The organism is Mangrovibacterium sp., from assembly GCF_041596335.1.
GTDB lineage: Bacteria > Bacteroidota > Bacteroidia > Bacteroidales > Prolixibacteraceae > Mangrovibacterium.
Genome location: NZ_JBFHIT010000010.1, coordinates 39,806 through 58,461 on the forward strand (window position 1 = coordinate 39,806; position 18,656 = coordinate 58,461).

Genomic DNA, 18,656 nt, shown 5'->3' on the forward strand with positions numbered 1-18,656 from the left:
TATATGTTTCAATACTGAAATTTAGCTTCCGAAGTCGTCGAACAGAACGTTTTCATCGGGAACGCCTAAATCGTAAAGCATTTTTTGCACCGCCGAGTTCATCATTGGTGGACCACACATGTAGAAGTCGATTTCTTCAGGTTCTTCATGTTGCCTCAGGTAGTTGTCGTAAATCACATTGTGGACAAAACCTGTCTTATATTGAATATCCAATTTGTCGGCTTCCGGATCTTCACGGTCAAGTGCCAGATGGAATTTGAAATTAGGGAAGTTTTTCTCAATTTCTTTAAATTGCTCATAATAGAACACTTCTTTCCATGAACGGGCACCATACCAGAAAGTAACATTTTTCTTTGTTTCTTTCACCGTGTGGAACAGGTGGAACAAGTGAGAACGCATTGGTGCCATACCGGCTCCACCACCAATAAACATCATTTCACTTTCGTTATTTTTCAGGAAGAATTCACCGAAAGGACCTGAGATGGTTACTTTATCACCTGGCTTGCGCGAGAAGATAAAAGAAGAACAAACACCTGGATTTAGTTTCTTGAATCCACCATTTACTCGGTCGAACGGAGGTGTTGCAATACGGATGTTCAACATGATGATGTTTCCTTCGGCAGGGTGGTTGGCCATAGAATAAGCGCGGAACGTTGGCTCCGGATTTTTCATCTTCAGGTCGAACATGTTGAACTGTTCCCATTCCGGACGGAACTGTTCGTCGATGTCCATATCTTTGAAATCCACATCAATTTTAGGCACATCAATTTGGATATAACCACCTGATTTGAAGTCGAGTGTTTCGCCCGCAGGCAGTTTCACTACGAACTCTTTAATATAGGTAGCCACGTTGCGGTTCGAAACCACTTCGCATTCCCATTTCTTCACACCTAAAACTTCCTGGTGAATATGCACATTCATGTTTTCTTTCACCTTCACCTGGCAACCCAAACGCCAATTATCGGCTTGTTCTTTACGGGTAAAGAAGCCGGTTTCTGTCGGCAGAATTGAACCTCCACCTTCGGTAACCTGGCAACGGCACATACCGCAAGTACCACCACCACCACAGGCTGATGGAAGAATAACTTTGTTGTTGCTCAGAGTAGACAGCAACGTGCTGCCCGGTTCTGTTTCCATCTCCATATATCCATCGTTGATGTCAATCTTCACCGATCCGGATGGAGTTAATTTCTTTTTGACAAACAACAGGATGCCCACCAACAGGATAATCACCAAAAGGAAGATGATAACGCTGGTTAAAACAACTGTTGATTGAGAGGCTAACAATATCATAGTACTCAATTTTAAGTCAGTTTATAGTTTAATTCCCATGAATCCCATGAACGCCAAGCCCATCAAACCGGTCACGATAAACGTGATACCTAATCCGCGCAAGGGAGCTGGAATTTGAGAATACTTAATTTTTTCGCGAATAGCAGCGATACCTACAATTGCCAGAAACCAGCCAATTCCGGATCCCAATCCGTAGGTTGTTGCTTCGGCGATATTGTTGAACGCTTTTTGCTGCATGAAGAGTGATCCACCGAGGATCGCACAGTTTACGGCAATCAATGGAAGGAAGATACCCAACTGAGTGTATAGAACCGGAGCGAATTTCTCAACGATCATTTCAACCAACTGTACCATTGACGCGATAACAGCGATGAACATGATAAAGGATAAGAAGCTCAGGTCTACGTCTGCAAATTGAGGCCCCAGCCAAATCATAGCACCTTCTTTTAGTACATAGTTCTCAAGCAGGTAGTCAACCGGGAGTGTAATTGCCAAAACGAAAATTACAGCAGCACCCAAACCGGTTGCGGTCTTTACTGATTTTGATACAGCCAGATAGGAGCACATTCCGAGGAAATATGCAAATACCATGTTATCAATAAAGATCGATTTGACGAATATATTAATCAGATTTTCCATATCGTATCTTTGATTTCTTTATTAGTCTTCAATTAGTTTCCGGTTTTTGCTACGTTGCACCCAGATAATAACTCCAACAGTAATCAGAGCCATTGGTGGCAAAATCATCATCCCGTTGTTTGAATAGAATCCTCCGTTAGCGATGTACCAGCTTTCAGGAATTAGTTTGTAACCAAACAAACTTCCTGATCCTAATAATTCGCGGAAGAAACCAACGATAACCAGAATTGCACCATAGCCGGCACCGTTCCCAATACCGTCGAGTAATGATGGCCACGGTTTGTTGCCCAGCGCAAATGCTTCCAGGCGACCCATCAGGATACAGTTGGTAATAATTAACCCAACGAATACTGATAATTGCTTGCTTACATCGTACACGAATGCTTTGAGCACCTGGTCGACCAGAATTACCAAAGCAGCAATAACAACCAGCTGAACGATGATGCGAATCCGGTTTGGAATCGTGTTGCGCAAAAGTGAAATAATTACGTTGGCAAAAGCAAGTACTGCAGTTACCGAAATGGCCATAACAATAGCCGGTTTTAACTGGGCTGTAACCGCAAGGGCAGAACAAATACCCAGTACTTGCACTGTAATGGGGTTGTCGCTATTAAGCGGATTGCTTAAGAGACCCAGATTTTTTTTCGAAAATAATTTTTCTTTATCGCTCATTTTCTTCTATTTTTTCTGGTTGAAAAACGCTTTATAAGCAGCTAAATCATCTTCAATCATAGTTTGTAGCCCTTTCGAAGTGATGGTGCCACCAGAAATGGCATCAACTTTATGCTCAGCTGGAGCCGTTTCGTTTGATTTGGCAACAATGATTGAATACAGCGTACCGTCCTGATCGAAGATGGATTTGCCTTTGAACTGGTCTTGAAAAATTGTTGTTGAAATTTCGGCACCTAGTCCGGGCGTTTCACCTTGGTGGTCGAATGTTGCACCATAAATGGTGTTCATGTCGTCCTGCAGTGAAATGTATCCCCAGATCGGTCCCCAAAGTCCAGCTCCGTATAGCGGCAAAATGTACTTCACGCTTCCGTCTATTTGGCATTCGAAAACCGGCAATGCGCGGTCTTCAACTTTTTTGGCCCGTTCTTTTTTCATGTCAACGGTAAAGGCATCACCGTCTACTAGATCGCCTTTTGAGTTAACAATGTATGAGTTCACAATCTTCTCGCTGTAAATTTGTTCGGCATCAACAGCTGTTGCTGCAATATTTACCGACGCAAGAATGTTTTGCTTTTTCTCAATTTCAATATTTTTAGCCTGAAATGGTTTTAAGTTGAATGCAGCAACCGAAAGGATGGCAGCAACCAGAATCACCATTACCGAGGCATAAATAAATGTATAAACATTACTATTCCTGTCCATTTTTGTCGTCTTTGTAGGTTAAATAGTTGCTTTTACCCGTTTCAACCGCCGTTTAATGTTGCCTTCAACAACGTAGTGGTCAATTAATGGAGCAAAGGTGTTCATTAATAAAATGGCTAACATCATACCTTCCGGATACGCTGGGTTCACCACTCGGATCAGGATTGCCAGAATTCCGATCAGGAATCCATAGATCCATTTTCCTTTATCGGTTTGGGCCGCAGAAACAGGGTCGGTAGCCATGAAAATCGCACCGAATGCGAATCCTCCAATAATAAGGTGATCGTAGAAAGGAAGTGACATATAGATATTGTCGCCCGCGAAAACATTCAGAAGGACTCCCATGGTGATACCTCCAAGAATGGTTGATACCATGATTTTCCAGTTTCCGATACCTGTAATAATTAGGATTGCCGCGCCAATCAATATCGCGAGAGTTGAGGTCTCTCCAATTGATCCGGGAATTAAACCAATAAAGGCATCCCAGGTATTAACAGGGTTAGCATTTCCGGCGGCTGCTAATGCCATTGGAGTTGCTCCTGTAAAACCATCAACCATCTTTTCAACACCTGAGGCAGAGATCCAAACTGAGTCGCCGGACATTTGTCCGGGATAGGCAAAAAACAGGAATGCACGTGCCACTAGTGCCGGGTTCCAGATATTCATTCCGGTTCCGCCAAACACTTCTTTACCGAAAATGACTGCAAATGCCACAGCAATGGCAACCATCCACAGCGGTGTGTTTACGGGCATAACCATCGGAATCAATAGTCCCGATACCAGAAAACCTTCGTTTACTTCGTGGCCGCGGAATTGCGCGAAAATAAATTCAATACCCAAACCAACACCGTACGAAACAATAATGATGGGTAAAACTTTCAGCAAACCAAACAGGAACATGTCCATGAATCCAGCTGTGCTTAATTGGCCAAGAGCACCGAAGTGTTGGTAGCCAACATTGTACATGCCAAAAAGTAAGGCTGGAACCAACGCTAGAACAACAAGTCCCATGGTTCGTTTCAGATCGATAAAATCGTGAATGTGTGTTCCCGATTTTGATGTATTCTTTGGTACAAAGAATAGCGTAAATAGAGCGTCATGCGTGGAGTGCAGCCAATGGAATTTGGCGCCCTTTTGTACATGAGGCTGTGTCGTTTCGAAAAAATTTCTTATCGCTTTCATTGAATTTCTTTTTTTAAAGCAATCGTTTATCCCACTTCTTTTACCATAGTTGCCAATCCTTCGCGTAATATTTGCTGCACTTTAATTTTTGAAGTACAAGCATATTCGCATAGCGCAAGGTCTTCTTCAACCACTTCGTAAATACCTAGTTGTTCCATCTTGTCGATGTCGTTCGCCAGAATTGCTTTAAGCAGAAAGACTGGTAAAATATCCATCGGAAGGAATTTTTCATATTGACCGGAAACAACAAATGCCCGTTCCGAACCATTCAGGTTTGCATCGAGCGTGTATGCTTTTTTCGGCAATAAGCTGGAAAAGAATGTCTTTGATGCAGAGAATTTCCCGACACCCGGAGCAGCCCATCCCATAAATTCGTAATGGTCGCCCTCTGGAATAACGGTGATTTGTTGTGCGAAATAGCCCAAATAATCATCGGTGTCAACTTGCCTTCCTGTAAGCGCGTTGCCACTGATAAGGCGTTCTGAATTTTCGTTTTTGGTTTTACCTTTTACCAATGTGCCTATTTCGGCGCCATGGATGGTTTTGACGTATTTAGGTGCTTTAACTTCAGAGCCGGTTAAAGCAATGATTTTGCTGAGATCAACAATGCCGTTTTCAAACAAACGACCAATGTACGCCACAGCTTGCATTGAAATGGTCCAAACCACATCGCCCTTGTTAATGGGTGCAACTTTGTGAATTTGGATTCCCACATTTCCTGCTGGATGCGGGCCGGCAAAGGTGTTTACCTCCACGTTTTTCAAACCGCCGAAAATGCTGTTGGCTGTTTTCGAAGAAAGTCCAAGTTGAACCTTTCCTTCTGTTAGCTTGCTCAATGCATTAATTCCGGTTTGAATTGATGAAAGGTCATTTTTGAAAATAAATTCATAGTCGGGAGCCAACGGACTTGAGTCGAATCCTGAGATGAAGATATTTTTTGGTTGATCACTCGGTTTGGCCAGGATCCCGTAAGGACGTTGTTTGAAGAATGGCCAAAGTCCACTGTTTAATAATTGCCCGGTAATTTCTTCGCGACTAAGTTTCAGCGGGTCAGCTTTGGTGAAAGTGGCGAATTCGTTTTTAGCGTCTGCTTCAACCACAACTTCCAGGATTTTACGACGCTCTCCGCGAACGACTGCTTTCACAGTTCCGCTAACAGGAGAGGTAAATAAAATCTCGGGGTTGTATTTGTCGAAAAACAGCGCATCGCCAGCTTTTACCTGGGCATCAGCCTTCACACTTAATTTTGGAGTTAAGCCTGGAAAATCAATTGGCTTAAGGGCAACGGTTGCAGGGGCAGGAGCATTCTCTAGAATGGCTTCGGCAGCACCTTTCAACCGGATATCCAATCCGCGTTTTAATTTAAAATGCTTTGACATTGTAATCCCTTGTTGTTTTAGTTTTAATGGGTAGCAAAAGTAATTATTATTAAAAACTTTTCACAATCTTTGTTCTGAATCAAGGGTGTGATTAATCAATTGATTAACACGATTTCTCCATAACGGGAATTGTTAGTTGTGGCATTGGCAATTAAAGCACTTATCAATCCGAAAAATCACTGATTTCGATCTAAAATGAAGTATTTAGTCTCTTTTTTGCAGTTCTGCGGATGCGTTATCTTTTCATTAAGTTCTTTGGCACAAACGGCCGGTAATTTAGAATACAGCGACGCAGTTTTTAATCCGGATATTAAGTCGGTGCAGTTATTTTCTGAAGGCAGCGTATTGTCGATCCCTGTTCTGACTTTAGGTACTGATGAACGCTTGCTCTTGAAATTTGACGATCTGTCGGGAGAAAGCCGGAACTATAGTTACACCATTTTGCATTGCGATGCCGAATGGAACGAATCATATGTTATACAGAGTGAATATCTGAACGGTTTTGTTGAAAATCCATTGGAGGATTATGCGCTAAGTTTCAATACGACTGTTAACTACACCAATTACCAGTTAAGCATTCCCAATGATCGGGTTCAAATAAATTACTCGGGAAATTATATTTTGTTGGTTTATGAAGATGGTGATCGGGAAAAGCTCGTCCTTAGCCGGCGGTTTTATGTGCTGAATCCCAAAGTGGAGATTGCGGCAGAGGTCAAACGGGCAACTTTCGATCCCTACAACGGAGACAATCAGGAGGTCGACTTTGCCATTTCTCACCCGCGTTTGCGCATTGTTGATCCTTTTCAGGAGATAAAGGTGGTGGTCATGAAAAATCGCCGCTGGGATTCGTCAATTCGTGATTTGAAGCCCTTGTTCGTCCGTGAAAATCAGCTGGTTTATAATTACGATAAAGAGAATGTGTTTGCCGGAGGTAACGAGTTCCGCTATTTTGACATTCGCTCGTGGACGTATAATGGCGAAAATGTGGCTAAGATTGAACAGTTTCAAGGGTACAATCATGTTACTTTGTCGACCGACGAGATTCGTTCAAATAAAAAATATTTCAACTATCGCGAGCTCAATGGAAATTACACCATCGAAAGTCAGGATCGGATAAACGATCCGGATACAGAATGCGATTACGGATTTGTTCATTTTACGTTAGCCGTGCCGGTGCCGTTGGTCGGAGGTTCGGTGAATGTGTTCGGTGCTTTAACCGAATGGAGTGCCAGCGAGAAAAACGAGATGAGTTGGATTGCCGAACGAAAGCAATATGAATTGACTTTATTGCTGAAGCAGGGGTATTACAATTTTCAATATGTGTATGTCCCACAGGGCGGAAAGCAGGCTGATGAAACCGTGTTGGAGGGAAGTCACGTTGAAACAGAAAATGACTATCAGATTTTTGTTTACTATCGTGGATTTTCAGGCCGGTTTGACGAGCTGGTTGGATTTCATCAGATAAACTCCAAGTATTAACGAACGATCGTCAACATTCCATCGCCACTTTCAAACGGAATACTGAAAGAAAAAACGGAGCCTTTGTCAATTTCTGACTCAACTTCGATTTTGCCTCCCAATACAACCGAATAATGCTGTGCAATGGCCAGACCAAGACCCGTTCCTTCATGTTTTCGGGTGGTTTTGTTGTCAATTTGGTGGAAACGCTCAAAAATCCGGTCGACATGGTTTTTGTTAATGCCGATTCCCGTGTCACGAATGAAGAATTTCAACCGGTCTTTACCAAGCATTTCATAGCCAAACTCAACTTCTCCTTCGTAGGTAAATTTGATGGCGTTATCAATCAGTTTTTTCAGGATTTCACTAAGCAGATGACGATCCGTAACAACCCCAAATTTTGGGTTTGCGTTTTCGTTGTTTAGTTTTAGTTTGATCGGCTTGTTTCGAACTTCAATGCTGTATTCACGATACAAATCAATCATGATGTCGTTAATCTTACAGAAATCTTTGCGCACGACAACCTGATTGCTTTCTATTTTTGAAATACTGATCATGTCATCGATCATTTCCATCAGCAGACGTCCGTTGCTGACAATAATCTCGATAAAGCGATCTTTTTCCTCTGAGTCGAAATCGGGCGACCCAATCATACGCGAAAAACCAATAATCGCGTTCATAGGGGTCCTTATTTCGTGCGAAATATTAGCCAGGAATGCCGATTTAAGCAGGTCTGCTTCCTCGGCTTTAATCTTGGCTTCTTCCAGCCTTATTTCGGCCATTTTGCGTTTGGTAATATCTCTTGCGATTGTTATAACTGAATTGTCATCCAGTTTTGCGATTCGCATTTCAAACATCGCGGTCCCTTTTTCTACTTCCAGCGCATACTCAATCGTTTCAATCGAGTCAAAACGAATTGCATCCTGAATGAATTGAAAGATCTTCCGCGACATCTTCTCCGAAAAACCAACTTCAAATATCGAGTTCCCAATAATATCGTCCGGATTAATCTGAATCAATTCCGAGTCTTTGACGACAAAATCAACATAGATTCCATCTTTATCAATAATAAAGAAAAGGTCGGGGATGGCTTCCAGCAATACTTTGTAGCGCTTCCGACTTTCTTTCAGACTTGCGATTGCGTTTTGTTTTGCCGTCACATCGTGAAACAGACATGCAATGTGATCTTTAGCGGGCGAAAACGTTGTCAGCTCAACCCATTTGTTCAAATGCTCAATATGAAGTTCCGTTTTCTTCTTTTTGGGAAAGAGGAAAAAGTTGGCCCAATCAAACGAATCGCGAAAAATTTTAGGGAAAATTATAGATACATCAACATTCCTGACTTCGCGGGCATTAATTTTAAAGAGTGTTTCAAATGCCTGATTAACTTTCAGTACTTCGAGGTTTACGATGCTCCCCATTTCGTCGCGATTCATTTTCAACATCATAAAACCCTGTTGAAGCTGGCGTAGGGTTTGGTTGATTTGCTCTTCACTTTCGCCCATCTTGTCTTTTAATTCTTTCATGTTCTGCTCGAAGAAGTATGCTGTGATAAAGCAAATTAGAAAGACAGTTGTCAGAACCAGTAATGGGTTTAGTGTGTAGTCGATGGGATCCCAGTAGATTGAATTTATCAGATTCAGACGATCTGATTCAACGATGTGCAGGACGAGTGTAGCGACGGCGAGGGCAAAAAACAAGCTAATTTTTTGCCGCTTGTTGCTGAAAAACAACAAAGCCATTAAGCCGGCAATCGTCGACCAAAGTGTAAATTGAATGGTTAAATGGATCGGCATTACGGCGTAGGATTCCGATATGAAGTAAAAATAAACCGGAAAAACGATGAAATAAATACAGTTGATTGAAACGTTCAGGTGGTTGTTGAGCAAACTATATAGCCCGATTATCGACAAAGCCATCAACGATGCATCCCCAGGAATGCAAGGGTCGGTTGAAATGCCGGTCAGACTTTGAAATAAGCTGAAAGAACTATAAATAAACATGGCTGTATACGTAATGTACAACCCAATTATTTTGCGTTTTCTTTCGCTTAAGTTTAAAGAATACAGTTTTGAAATCAGCTGATTTATGTGTGCGCGCATGAGTGATCTTAAAAGATGCGCCTAAATATAATGATTTTTAATTTCTGGAAAATTCCGATTCACTTTTAATCCCGACAAATTTTGAAAGCTGATTTTTATTAGGGAATAGGGCAAGTGTATTCATTAGATTTGTAATTCAGAGGATTAAATCGATAGGAATACTTTAATAATCAGATTTTTAAAATTATGGCAAAAGGAATTTTCAACTTACCGATTGCAAAAAATGAGCCGGTAAAAACGTATGCTCCCGGTTCGCCCGAGCGAAAGAGTTTAAAGGCAAAATTGGAAGAAATGCGTTCGATCGAAGCCGAACTGCCGATGATTATCGGTGGTCGGGAAGTGACGACTGACCGTCGGATGCGTGTTTCGCCGCCACACGACCACAAGCATACTTTGGCTTATTTTTATCAAGGGGATTCGTCGCATGTGCAAATGGCGATTGATGCAGCTTTGGAGGCCAAAAAACAGTGGGCCGATCTAAGTTGGGAGCATCGTGCTTCGATTTTCCTCAAGGCTGCAGATCTGATCGCCGGTCCATATCGCGATAAGCTAAATGCAGCGACTATGTTGGGGCAAGGAAAAAATGTCTTCCAGGCTGAGATTGATTCGGCTTGTGAAATTATCGATTTTCTGAGGTTCGGCGTGAAGTGTATGATGGATATTTATCAGATGCAACCAGAGTCTGCTGCCGGAATTTGGAACTACAACCAATACCGTCCGCTCGAAGGCTTTGTATTTGCGCTGACACCATTCAACTTTACGGCAATTGCAGGCAACCTGCCCTCTGCTCCGGCTATGATGGGGAACACGGTTGTTTGGAAACCATCGAATACAGCCGTTTATTCGGCAGCCGTAATTATGGAGGTATTGCAGGAAGCTGGGTTGCCGGCTGGTGTTATTAATCTGGTCTATGTTTCAGGACCCGTAGCCGGAAATGTTATTTTCAATCACTCTGATTTTGCCGGGATACACTTTACCGGATCAACCGCTGTTTTTCAAAATATATGGAAAACAATTGGCGAGAATATTTTCAAATACAAATCCTATCCGCGCATTGTTGGCGAAACCGGCGGGAAAGACTTTATTTTTGCCGACCCCACTGCCGATCCGCAAAGCCTGGCAATTGGCATGTTGCGCGGGGCATTCGAATATCAAGGTCAAAAATGTTCGGCAGCTTCACGGGTGTATGTTCCGGAAAGTATTTGGGACGAGGTGCGCGAGCGATTTGGGAAAGAACTGGCAACAGTAAAAATGGGGCCGGTTGAAGATTTTACGAATTTTGTAAATGCAGTGATCGACGAAAAATCGTTCGACAAGCTGGCTTCATATATTGACGCTGCCAAAAAAAGTCCGGATGCGGAAGTAATATTCGGTGGGGGCTATGATAAATCTGTCGGTTATTTTATTGAACCAACAGTGATTTTGGCTAAAAAACCAGACTACATTACAATGGTTGAAGAGCTTTTTGGCCCGGTGCTTACAGTCTTTGTTTATGAGGATGAAAGGATGGATGAAACGCTGGCGATTCTGGACAGGACATCTATCTATGCGCTCACCGGAGCGGTATTTTCGCAGGATAGGTATAATATTGAGAAGATTACCAAATGGTTGGAAAATGCTGCCGGAAACTTCTACATCAACGATAAACCCACCGGCGCTGTTGTTGGCCAGCAACCTTTTGGCGGAGCCCGGGGATCGGGTACAAACGACAAGGCTGGTTCAGTCTTCAATATGCTTCGGTGGACTTCAATTCGCACAGTGAAAGAAACTTTTGTATCGCCGAAAGACTATATGTATCCAAATTTTTTACCCGATCGGGAATAAAAACCAAAAATAGTTGATAATGAAAGGAGATGATTTTAAGCATCTCCTTTTTTATTGCCGTCAGAGTCGCTATTTTTGTGCTAAATCAATTAAAAGCGATGTTGAAAACACCAAAATGGGTTCGGGAAAGATTATTGACAAAATGGGGCATCACCGTGGTGATCTTTTTGGTTTACATTCTTCTAATCAACGAGCACAACCTCGTTCAACATATGCGTAGTAAAGCGAAGTTGAAGCAATTGGTTGAACAGAAAGCAATTCTGAATGAGAAAATTGAAGCCGATCAGTTGAAAATTCAGGAACTTCAGACAAATCAAAAGAACCTGGAAAAGTTCGCCCGTGAACAATTCCTGATGCGAAAAGAAAACGAAGATGTTTTCGTAGTGGTTGAATAAATACCCTCCCGAATCAGACCATCAATGCTAAAAATTTATAACCAGAGAGTTATGAAATTGTGAACCAATGCTGATTTGTTTCAGAACAGGCTTTATTTAGTTTGATATATCAAAGTTTTTTCTTTAAATTGATTCAAATTATGAAGCTGAATATCAACATATTTAAAATTGAAACCAATCACGTAAAGCCACAAAAGGGCCGAATATTGGTTGCTGAACCTTTCCTGTCGGGTAGCTATTTTAACCGGTCGGTCATCTTGTTGGTTGCCTATAGCGACAAAGGAGCGATTGGATTTATATTGAATAAGAAAGTTGAATATCAGATTCAGGAAATTGTGCCGGACTTTCCGGAGTTTGATGCCGAGGTTTATATTGGTGGACCGGTAAGTACAGATTCCATTTATTTTATCCACTCACTCGGGAATGAGATTTCAGGTAGTATCCCAATCAAAGAAAATCTTTATTGGGGAGGCGACTTCGAACAGCTTAAAAGTAAAATCAGACTAGGCACTGTACAACCCGGTGATGTTCGCTTTTTCATGGGGTATTCCGGCTGGGATAGTGGTCAGTTGGAAGAAGAACTTCAGGAAAACAGTTGGTTGGTATCCGAGATTGAAGAAGAAAATGTGATGGGAGTCGAGCAGCGGAAACAATTTTGGCTCGACAACGTCCGTGCAATTGGCGGTAAATACCTTATTTGGGAGAATTTCCCGGAAAATCCCTCATTGAACTAACAGACGGTTGAATTCCTCAGCAATTGAGCTGGTTGTTTTTTTATAATAGCGTTTCATTCCGAATGCCCGAATAAAGCGGATTCCCCGGATATCATCGGCAACGAAAACTTCATCAGCCTGTCGTAAATCATCTTCCCGAATTGTGTTTGTTTCATCAAAATCCATTTGTATTTTTTGCGCAATCTGTCCGACTACTCTTTTGGCCGGATTGATGTATGTTCCTTCATCACGATTGGGAGTCAGCAGTTGATTTTCCCGAACCAAAAAGAGATTGGCTCCCGGAACTTCAAGCAAATTTTGATTCCTGTCCATGATAATGGGGATTTCTTTTCGGCCAGGGATGGCTGTTCTAGCTATTTCCCATAGTGTTTCAGATCCGGTGGAAAGGGAGGAAAGCGGAGAGTCTGATTTGTAAATCTGGTGAAATAATTGAACAGAATAGCCATCAGCATCGAAAGGGTAGGCGGAATCAGCTTCCGGTTCCAGTTCGATTAAGTAGCTGATTGTTTTTCCCGTATTGAAAAAAGTCAGCTGAATTTGTGCGCTTTTGTAGCATTTGTTTTTAACAAGGCAGCGTTCGATCTGCCGCCTCAGCTCTTTCCCATTGTTCGCTATGAAGTCAGGTAGAGCGATTCTAAAAAGCTGAAAATGGAGTTGCCACAAGTTCAGGTGTTCGTCCCAAAACAACAGTTTGCTTTTAATCATCTTCAATTTGTCGCGAAACAGTAGCTCGTTTAATGTTTGCGGCGAAAATAATTTTCCCTCCGGCGGGTGAAAAGTTCCGTTGAATAGGATATAGGACATGAATCGTATTGGTTGCGGTTCTGCTTGGTTTATATGATCCGGAATAATTTATCGATGAACAGTTGATAATTATCCTGACTAAGTAGGATTGGGTAGATGAACCCAAACAAAGCGCCCAGAAAGTGGGCGTCATGGGCGATATTGTCGTTTTGCTTACGGCTCATGTAGTACGAGTAAATCAGGTACACAATGGCAAACACAATTCCGGGGATGGGGATAATGCCAAAAAAGTAAATTTTACTCCATGGCGCGAAAAAGATCGCGGCAAACAAGATTGCTGATACAGCGCCCGATGCCCCTACGGCATTATAATAGTAGTTGTTTCGTTGCTTGATTAATGCGTAGAGGTTTGAAAACAGCATGCCCCCAAAATAAAGAATCAGAAAATAGGCATTGGCCATGCGTCCATGTCGCACGTCAAAAATCATTTCAATGGCCGAGCCAAATGAATAGAGTACAATCATATTCACGAGCAGATGTTCCCAGTTGGCATGCACAAAACCATGCGAAATCAGACGGTAGTATTCGTTTTTATGGACCGTTTTGCTGGCGTTGAACTGCAATTTGTCAACCAGATCGGGGCGGCTAAAAGCCATGATCGATACCAGGCAGGTGATGGCAATAATTATTAGTGTCATAGTCTGTTTTTAGTGTAAAATTCGGTAAATCATTTCCTTTTGAAGATCTCCGGGGGTGGACGAAACATTGCCAAGTCCTTTCGATTTCATGTCGAATTCACGCAGGGTTGAAATGATTTCAACAACCTTTTTAATCGGGAATTGCTTAGCTGCAGCAATGTAATCTTTAGTGAAAAAAGGATGAACCCCTAACGCCGATGTAACAGCATTTTGCGATTTGTCTTCCAGAAAATGGTAGGTTAGTATTTTCATGAAAAACTGGAACAAGCTGGAAATGGTTCGTGGAAACGGATTGGCATTTGGGTTGGCCGAAAAGTAGTTAATAATTTGGTTGCTCTTTAATACATTTCTGGTTCCCAAAGCGTTTTGCAATTCAAAAATATTATAATCCTTGCTAATTCCAATGTTTTGTTCAATGTGGTCGGGGGTTATTTTTGTATTCTCAGGCAAACTAATGATCAGCTTGTCCAGCTCGTTTGAAACCTTGCTCAGGTCAGTACCCAGATATTCTGCGAGCAGCGCTGAAGCTTGCGGGACAATGGAATAATTCCGGGTTGCCAAGTACGATTTGATCCAATCCGGAAGTTTGTTGTCGTATATCTTTTTCGATTCGAATAAAACTCCTTTCTGGGCGACCAGTTTGCTGAATGTTTTTCGTTTATCGAGGCTCTTGTATTTATAGTTCAAAACCAGAATGGTTGAGTTGAGGGGGTTCTTGACATAGGCCTCCAGTTCTTCTATTTTCTTAATATTCTGAGCTTCCCGCACAATAATTACCTGATGGTTGGCCATCATTGGAAATCGCCGGGCATAAGTAATAATCGTGTCGATGTCAGTGTCTTTACCGTACAGGATATGTTGATTGAATCCTTTTTCGGCATCCGTTAGCACGTGCTGGCTGATGTAGTCCGAGATTTGGTCGATAAAGTAACTTTCTTCACCCATCAGGAAATAAATGGGGTGGTATATCTTTTTTTTAAGGTTTACTAAAATGTCGTCGAAGGTCATATTTGTGGTAGGATATTTAAAATTTAAGGTGTTTTACCGAGCGTCCGTTTGTTTTGATTTCGATGAGTGCTTCAATGCCGATTTTAATGTGTTTTTCTACAAAATCGGTGGTAACTCGTTTGTCGCTCGCATCGGTTTTAATTCCGGTTGAAATCATGGGTTGATCGGAGACCAATAGGAGTGCACCGGTCGGGATTTTGTTGGCAAAACCAACCGTGAATATTGTTGCCGTTTCCATGTCGATGGCCATTGCTCTTGTTTTCTTGAGGTATTTTTTAAAACGTTCATCAAATTCCCAAACCCTGCGGTTTGTCGTGAAAACAACACCAGTCCAGTAATCCATTTTGTTTTCACGGACAGCGGTTGATACGGCTCGTTGCAGGTTAAAGGCCGGAAGCGCAGGAACCTCTGCCGGAAGATAGTCGTTTGATGTTCCCTCGCTACGTATCGCGGCAATCGGAAGAATCAGATCGCCCAGTTTGTTTTTCTTCTTCAATCCACCGCATTTCCCTAAAAACAAAACCGCTTTTGGCATAATCGCGCTGAGCAAATCCATCACTGTAGCGGCATTTGGGCTACCCATCCCAAAGTTGATGATCGTCATGTCCTCAGCAGTAGCGCTGGGCATATTTTTGTCTTCGCCAAAAACCGGCACATCGAACTGTTCGGCAAACAGATCCACATAAAGCTGAAAATTAGTCAGCAGAATGTATTCGCCAAATTCTTCTAGCATTCGTCCGGTGTATCTGGGGAGCCAGTTGTCAACAATTTCTCTTTTTGTCTTCATGCGCAATCAATTTTTTGCTTTATTGTAGGGGAGCTAAATAAATCGTTTTTTTGTATTCAGAATTACAAAAATACAACTTTGCACTGTCTTAAATGTTCACGCAGCTAAATTTACCAACATATTCATTCCGTACCAAGCAAGTTGAAGGCAAAATCCAGATCTTTGATCAGATCAGGAAGAAATATTTGGTGCTGACCCCCGAGGAGTGGGTCCGTCAAAATTTCATCCGTTATCTGATTGATGAGAAGGGATTTCCGGCTTCGTTGATGGTTGTAGAAGCAGGTTTGAAATTAAATCAAAACCAGTTTCGAGCCGATTTGGTGGTGTACAACAAAAGCCGGAGCCCGCTGATGATTGTTGAGTTTAAAGCACCTGAAATTAAAATTACGCAGAAAACGTTCGACCAGATCGCGCGGTATAATCTGACCTTCGAAGTTCCGTATTTGATTGTATCCAATGGAATGAATCACTACTGTTGCCAGGTCGATTTTGAAAAGCGGAATTATCGCTTCTTGCAGGAAATTCCAACGTTCATGGAGCTTTGCAGCGTTGAGAATCTATAAAATTCGCTGGTAAAGGTATTCGTCAATTCTTCCTGAAGGCAATTTCAACCAATCTTTTTTAGTGCCGGAAAGCTGAAAGCCGCATTTCTCGAAAAGGCCAACGCTGGCTGGGTTGTTGGCGCCAATGTTCGCAAATAGTTGGTGCAGTCCCAGCGTATCTTTAGCGTATCGGCACAGCAGCATGATTGCATCGGAGGCGTATCCTTGTTGGCGGTTTTCATTGGCATGAATTAAAATGCCAATCCCGGCCCGTTGATGAAAAGGGTCGAAATCGAACAAATCGATGGCACCTACTGCTTCCGATTTTTCATTTTGAATGATCAATCGCAGTTGCTTGCTTTCGTAAATGTCGCGATGCGATTCGGCAATGTATTGTTTCAGGATGAAGCGAGAGAACGGCGTCAGCGTGTTGCTGATTTGCCAAACGGTGCTGTCGTTTTCCCATTTATAAAGCAAATCCAGATCTTCCGGCTCCAACGGGCGAAGATTTATTTTTCCAAAGGTAAGTGCGGCAATGTTCATCGTCCTAAGTTTTTCCAGTTGCGAACTATCAGTTCCAGGTCGTTCAAAAGTCGGTAATTTTTCGCATACAGGCGATCATTTTCCAGCTTTTTTGCTTCGTCGAAGCTCGGTTCAAAAGGGGACGACGGTGATAGAACACCTGGTTTTAAGGTCGGCAGGTGAGGATCTGATTCCGCAGGACAGCCATAGCCGACCCATGTTTTATGGCCCCGAATTATATCCACACAGTTTTGCCTCAATCCGCGTCTGTTTTTAAACGTTGAAAATAGAAGCGGGTAAAGAAAAAGCAATACGCATGCGACTTTTACATCGAGCCATCGCTTCAATATCCGGTTCATTCTGGTCGATAGCGGGCTGGCTTTCAGTTGATAAAGTTCACTGTTTGAGTTCGGAGAGTTGCTGCCAATGATGGTGAAACTTTCTTGGGGTGCGATCTTAAATGCAAGATTTCGACCATTTAAATCGAGCATGTAATCAATAATTTGACCAGAGGGTACATCTTTTCCGCTGAAAATCAGTTCGTCAGGCTTGTGAATGTCGATGACTTCACGAATTTGATTGTTTCGCCCCAGATATTGGCCATCGGGTAGTTGATCATTGGGCGAAATCAATCCGATCAGTTCGATGTGCGACTGGCTTAGTTGAAGCAGTTTCCGGATTCGGTCGGCTTCTACGGTGCCTGCCATCAGGATAATTCGTTTGGCCTGAGTTTCCTGCAGGCGGAAGTTGGCACGCCCGGTTTTGCTCAGAAGTATTCGGGTAATGGTCAATGTAAGCAGGGTCCATCCAAATGTGAGGAAAATGAGTGCGCGTGAAAAACGCCAGCTTTCGTCGAGAAATGAATAAACTAAGCTAATGACGATTGTGCCAGCCAAAATTCCACGTATGAGCCTTTTAAGAGAGACAGGATTGGTGTACCCTTTGGATAGGCCGATGCAAATAAGCCAAATCAAAACATATCCGGGTACAATATATTGCGTGAATAGAGGCGGGAAATGGCCCGGCTCAAATTGAATGTGCTCCCAAAAAGGAATCAGGACGGAGAATCCCAACATAATGAGCAGCGCGTCAATAAGTGGGTAGAGTAGCACTCGGGAAAGATTGTTGAAGACAGATAAAAAGGCTTTGAAATAAATAGCCAGCTTAATGGCCAGATTAAAGAGTTTGTTGTGTCGGTTAGAGAAGTGCTTTTCCGAGAATATTAACATCGCGTTGTAGAACAATTTCACATAATTGAGACTGCCTTTTTTTGTGCTTTCACCTTTGTAGTGAATGATTGTCGTTTCGGGGAAATAGAAGTTCCTGAATCCACTCTGACTGATTCGATACGAAAGATCGATGTCTTCGCCATACATGAAAAAGGTTTCGTCGAGCAAGCCCGATTTTTTCAATGCCGATTGGCGCATGAACATAAAGGCTCCGGCTAAGACTTCAACTTCCTGAATTGAGTCGGCCGATAAATGTCCCAGATAGTAATAAGCGAATTTTTTTGATTTTGGGAATAAGCTCGTTAGTCCGAAGATTTTACAGAAAGCTACCCAGGGAGTTGGAAGTCCGCGCTTCGATTCCGGTAAATACCGACCGTTGCCGTCAATCATTTTAACGCCCATCGCCCCGGCATCCGGCCGGTCGTCCATGAAACTCAGACATTTGGAGAAGCAGTCGGCTTCAACCAGCGTGTCGGGATTGAGCAAGAGGACATACTCTCCCCGGGCAATCCGAATTGCCTGATTGTTCGCTTTCGAAAAACCGGTATTCTCGGAGTTCTCAATTAAATGGATCGAAGGAAATTTCTGACGCAGCATCCGACAGGAACCATCTACCGAATTGTTGTCCACAACGATGATTTCACCATCAATGGCAGTCAAGGCCTTTTCAACTGAATATAGGCATTGTTCGAGGAAATGCTTGACATTGTAATTGACGATGATAACCGATAGTTTCATGGGGTAGA

General features: G+C 42.6%; 18 protein-coding genes. 5 read left to right on the forward strand and 13 right to left on the reverse strand.

What is annotated here, in order from left to right; all coding sequences use genetic code 11:
* Positions 1–21: 21 nt before the first annotated feature.
* From nqrF to ABZD21_RS05685, 6 genes are read right to left on the reverse strand one after another with little or no spacing between them, the layout of a single operon-like run.
* Positions 22–1,293 carry an NADH:ubiquinone reductase (Na(+)-transporting) subunit F gene (gene nqrF / locus ABZD21_RS05660; RefSeq protein WP_372773547.1) on the reverse strand — a complete coding sequence of 424 codons (1,272 nt, stop codon included), beginning with the start codon at positions 1,291–1,293 and terminating at the stop codon, positions 22–24.
* Between the two features lie 21 nt (positions 1,294–1,314).
* Positions 1,315–1,932 (reverse strand): NADH:ubiquinone reductase (Na(+)-transporting) subunit E, encoded by a 618-nt coding sequence (nqrE, locus tag ABZD21_RS05665; RefSeq protein ID WP_372773549.1) that lies wholly within the window; start codon positions 1,930–1,932, stop codon positions 1,315–1,317.
* 21 nt (positions 1,933–1,953) lie between these two features.
* Positions 1,954–2,604: an NADH:ubiquinone reductase (Na(+)-transporting) subunit D gene (locus ABZD21_RS05670; RefSeq protein WP_372773550.1), complete on the reverse strand. Its 651-nt coding sequence runs from the start codon at positions 2,602–2,604 to the stop codon at positions 1,954–1,956.
* Positions 2,605–2,610: 6 nt separating this feature from the next.
* Positions 2,611–3,306 carry an NADH:ubiquinone reductase (Na(+)-transporting) subunit C gene (gene nqrC, locus ABZD21_RS05675; RefSeq protein ID WP_372773552.1) on the reverse strand — a complete coding sequence of 232 codons (696 nt, stop codon included), beginning with the start codon at positions 3,304–3,306 and terminating at the stop codon, positions 2,611–2,613.
* An 18-nt stretch (positions 3,307–3,324) separates the two neighbouring features.
* Entirely contained in the window at positions 3,325–4,488 is a 1,164-nt protein-coding gene (locus ABZD21_RS05680) for an NADH:ubiquinone reductase (Na(+)-transporting) subunit B (protein ID WP_372773554.1), read from the reverse strand.
* Between the two features lie 26 nt (positions 4,489–4,514).
* Positions 4,515–5,867 (reverse strand): Na(+)-translocating NADH-quinone reductase subunit A, encoded by a 1,353-nt coding sequence (locus ABZD21_RS05685; protein WP_372773556.1) that lies wholly within the window; start codon positions 5,865–5,867, stop codon positions 4,515–4,517.
* Positions 5,868–6,062: 195 nt separating this feature from the next.
* On the opposite strand from ABZD21_RS05685, the gene ABZD21_RS05690 reads away from it, so the two are divergent.
* Positions 6,063–7,346: a DUF5103 domain-containing protein gene (locus ABZD21_RS05690; protein ID WP_372773558.1), complete on the forward strand. Its 1,284-nt coding sequence runs from the start codon at positions 6,063–6,065 to the stop codon at positions 7,344–7,346.
* On the opposite strand, the gene ABZD21_RS05695 is transcribed toward ABZD21_RS05690, so the two are convergent.
* Positions 7,343–9,349, reverse strand: coding sequence for an ATP-binding protein (locus ABZD21_RS05695; RefSeq protein WP_372773560.1), 2,007 nt, complete (start codon positions 9,347–9,349; stop codon positions 7,343–7,345). The two genes, ABZD21_RS05690 and ABZD21_RS05695, sit on opposite strands and share 4 nt — an antisense overlap.
* 264 nt (positions 9,350–9,613) lie before the next feature.
* Here ABZD21_RS05695 and pruA point away from each other — a divergent pair, with 264 nt between their 5' ends.
* The 3 genes from pruA (at position 9,614) to ABZD21_RS05710 (ending at position 12,380) form a co-directional block, all read left to right on the forward strand.
* A complete protein-coding gene (pruA, locus tag ABZD21_RS05700) occupies positions 9,614–11,251 on the forward strand; it encodes an L-glutamate gamma-semialdehyde dehydrogenase (protein WP_372773562.1) in 1,638 nt (545 codons plus the stop codon).
* Positions 11,252–11,280: 29 nt separating this feature from the next.
* Positions 11,281–11,646, forward strand: a complete 366-nt coding sequence (locus ABZD21_RS05705) for a septum formation initiator family protein (RefSeq protein ID WP_372773564.1) — start codon at positions 11,281–11,283, stop codon at positions 11,644–11,646.
* A 140-nt stretch (positions 11,647–11,786) separates the two neighbouring features.
* Positions 11,787–12,380, forward strand: coding sequence for a YqgE/AlgH family protein (locus ABZD21_RS05710; RefSeq protein WP_372773566.1), 594 nt, complete (start codon positions 11,787–11,789; stop codon positions 12,378–12,380).
* Here the strand turns inward: ABZD21_RS05710 and ABZD21_RS05715 are convergent.
* From ABZD21_RS05715 to ABZD21_RS05730, 4 genes are read right to left on the reverse strand one after another with little or no spacing between them, the layout of a single operon-like run.
* Positions 12,369–13,184 (reverse strand): aminotransferase class IV, encoded by an 816-nt coding sequence (locus tag ABZD21_RS05715; protein WP_372773568.1) that lies wholly within the window; start codon positions 13,182–13,184, stop codon positions 12,369–12,371. The genes ABZD21_RS05710 and ABZD21_RS05715 overlap by 12 nt on opposite strands.
* 29 nt (positions 13,185–13,213) lie before the next feature.
* Positions 13,214–13,822 carry a rhomboid family intramembrane serine protease gene (locus ABZD21_RS05720; protein WP_372773570.1) on the reverse strand — a complete coding sequence of 203 codons (609 nt, stop codon included), beginning with the start codon at positions 13,820–13,822 and terminating at the stop codon, positions 13,214–13,216.
* A gap of 9 nt (positions 13,823–13,831) precedes the next feature.
* Entirely contained in the window at positions 13,832–14,830 is a 999-nt protein-coding gene (gene holA / locus ABZD21_RS05725) for a DNA polymerase III subunit delta (protein WP_372773572.1), read from the reverse strand.
* A 16-nt stretch (positions 14,831–14,846) separates the two neighbouring features.
* Complete coding sequence (locus tag ABZD21_RS05730) at positions 14,847–15,617, reverse strand: AMP nucleosidase (protein ID WP_372773574.1); 771 nt, start codon at positions 15,615–15,617, stop codon at positions 14,847–14,849.
* Positions 15,618–15,709: 92 nt separating this feature from the next.
* On the opposite strand from ABZD21_RS05730, the gene ABZD21_RS05735 reads away from it, so the two are divergent.
* Entirely contained in the window at positions 15,710–16,180 is a 471-nt protein-coding gene (locus ABZD21_RS05735) for a type I restriction enzyme HsdR N-terminal domain-containing protein (RefSeq protein ID WP_372773576.1), read from the forward strand.
* Here ABZD21_RS05735 and ABZD21_RS05740 read toward each other — a convergent pair.
* Both ABZD21_RS05740 and ABZD21_RS05745 read right to left on the reverse strand, forming a co-directional pair.
* Positions 16,175–16,702 (reverse strand): GNAT family N-acetyltransferase, encoded by a 528-nt coding sequence (locus ABZD21_RS05740; RefSeq protein ID WP_372773578.1) that lies wholly within the window; start codon positions 16,700–16,702, stop codon positions 16,175–16,177. The two genes, ABZD21_RS05735 and ABZD21_RS05740, sit on opposite strands and share 6 nt — an antisense overlap.
* Positions 16,699–18,648 carry a glycosyltransferase family 2 protein gene (locus ABZD21_RS05745; RefSeq protein WP_372773580.1) on the reverse strand — a complete coding sequence of 650 codons (1,950 nt, stop codon included), beginning with the start codon at positions 18,646–18,648 and terminating at the stop codon, positions 16,699–16,701. Before ABZD21_RS05745 ends, ABZD21_RS05740 begins: the two co-directional genes overlap by 4 nt.
* Positions 18,649–18,656: the final 8 nt, after the last annotated feature.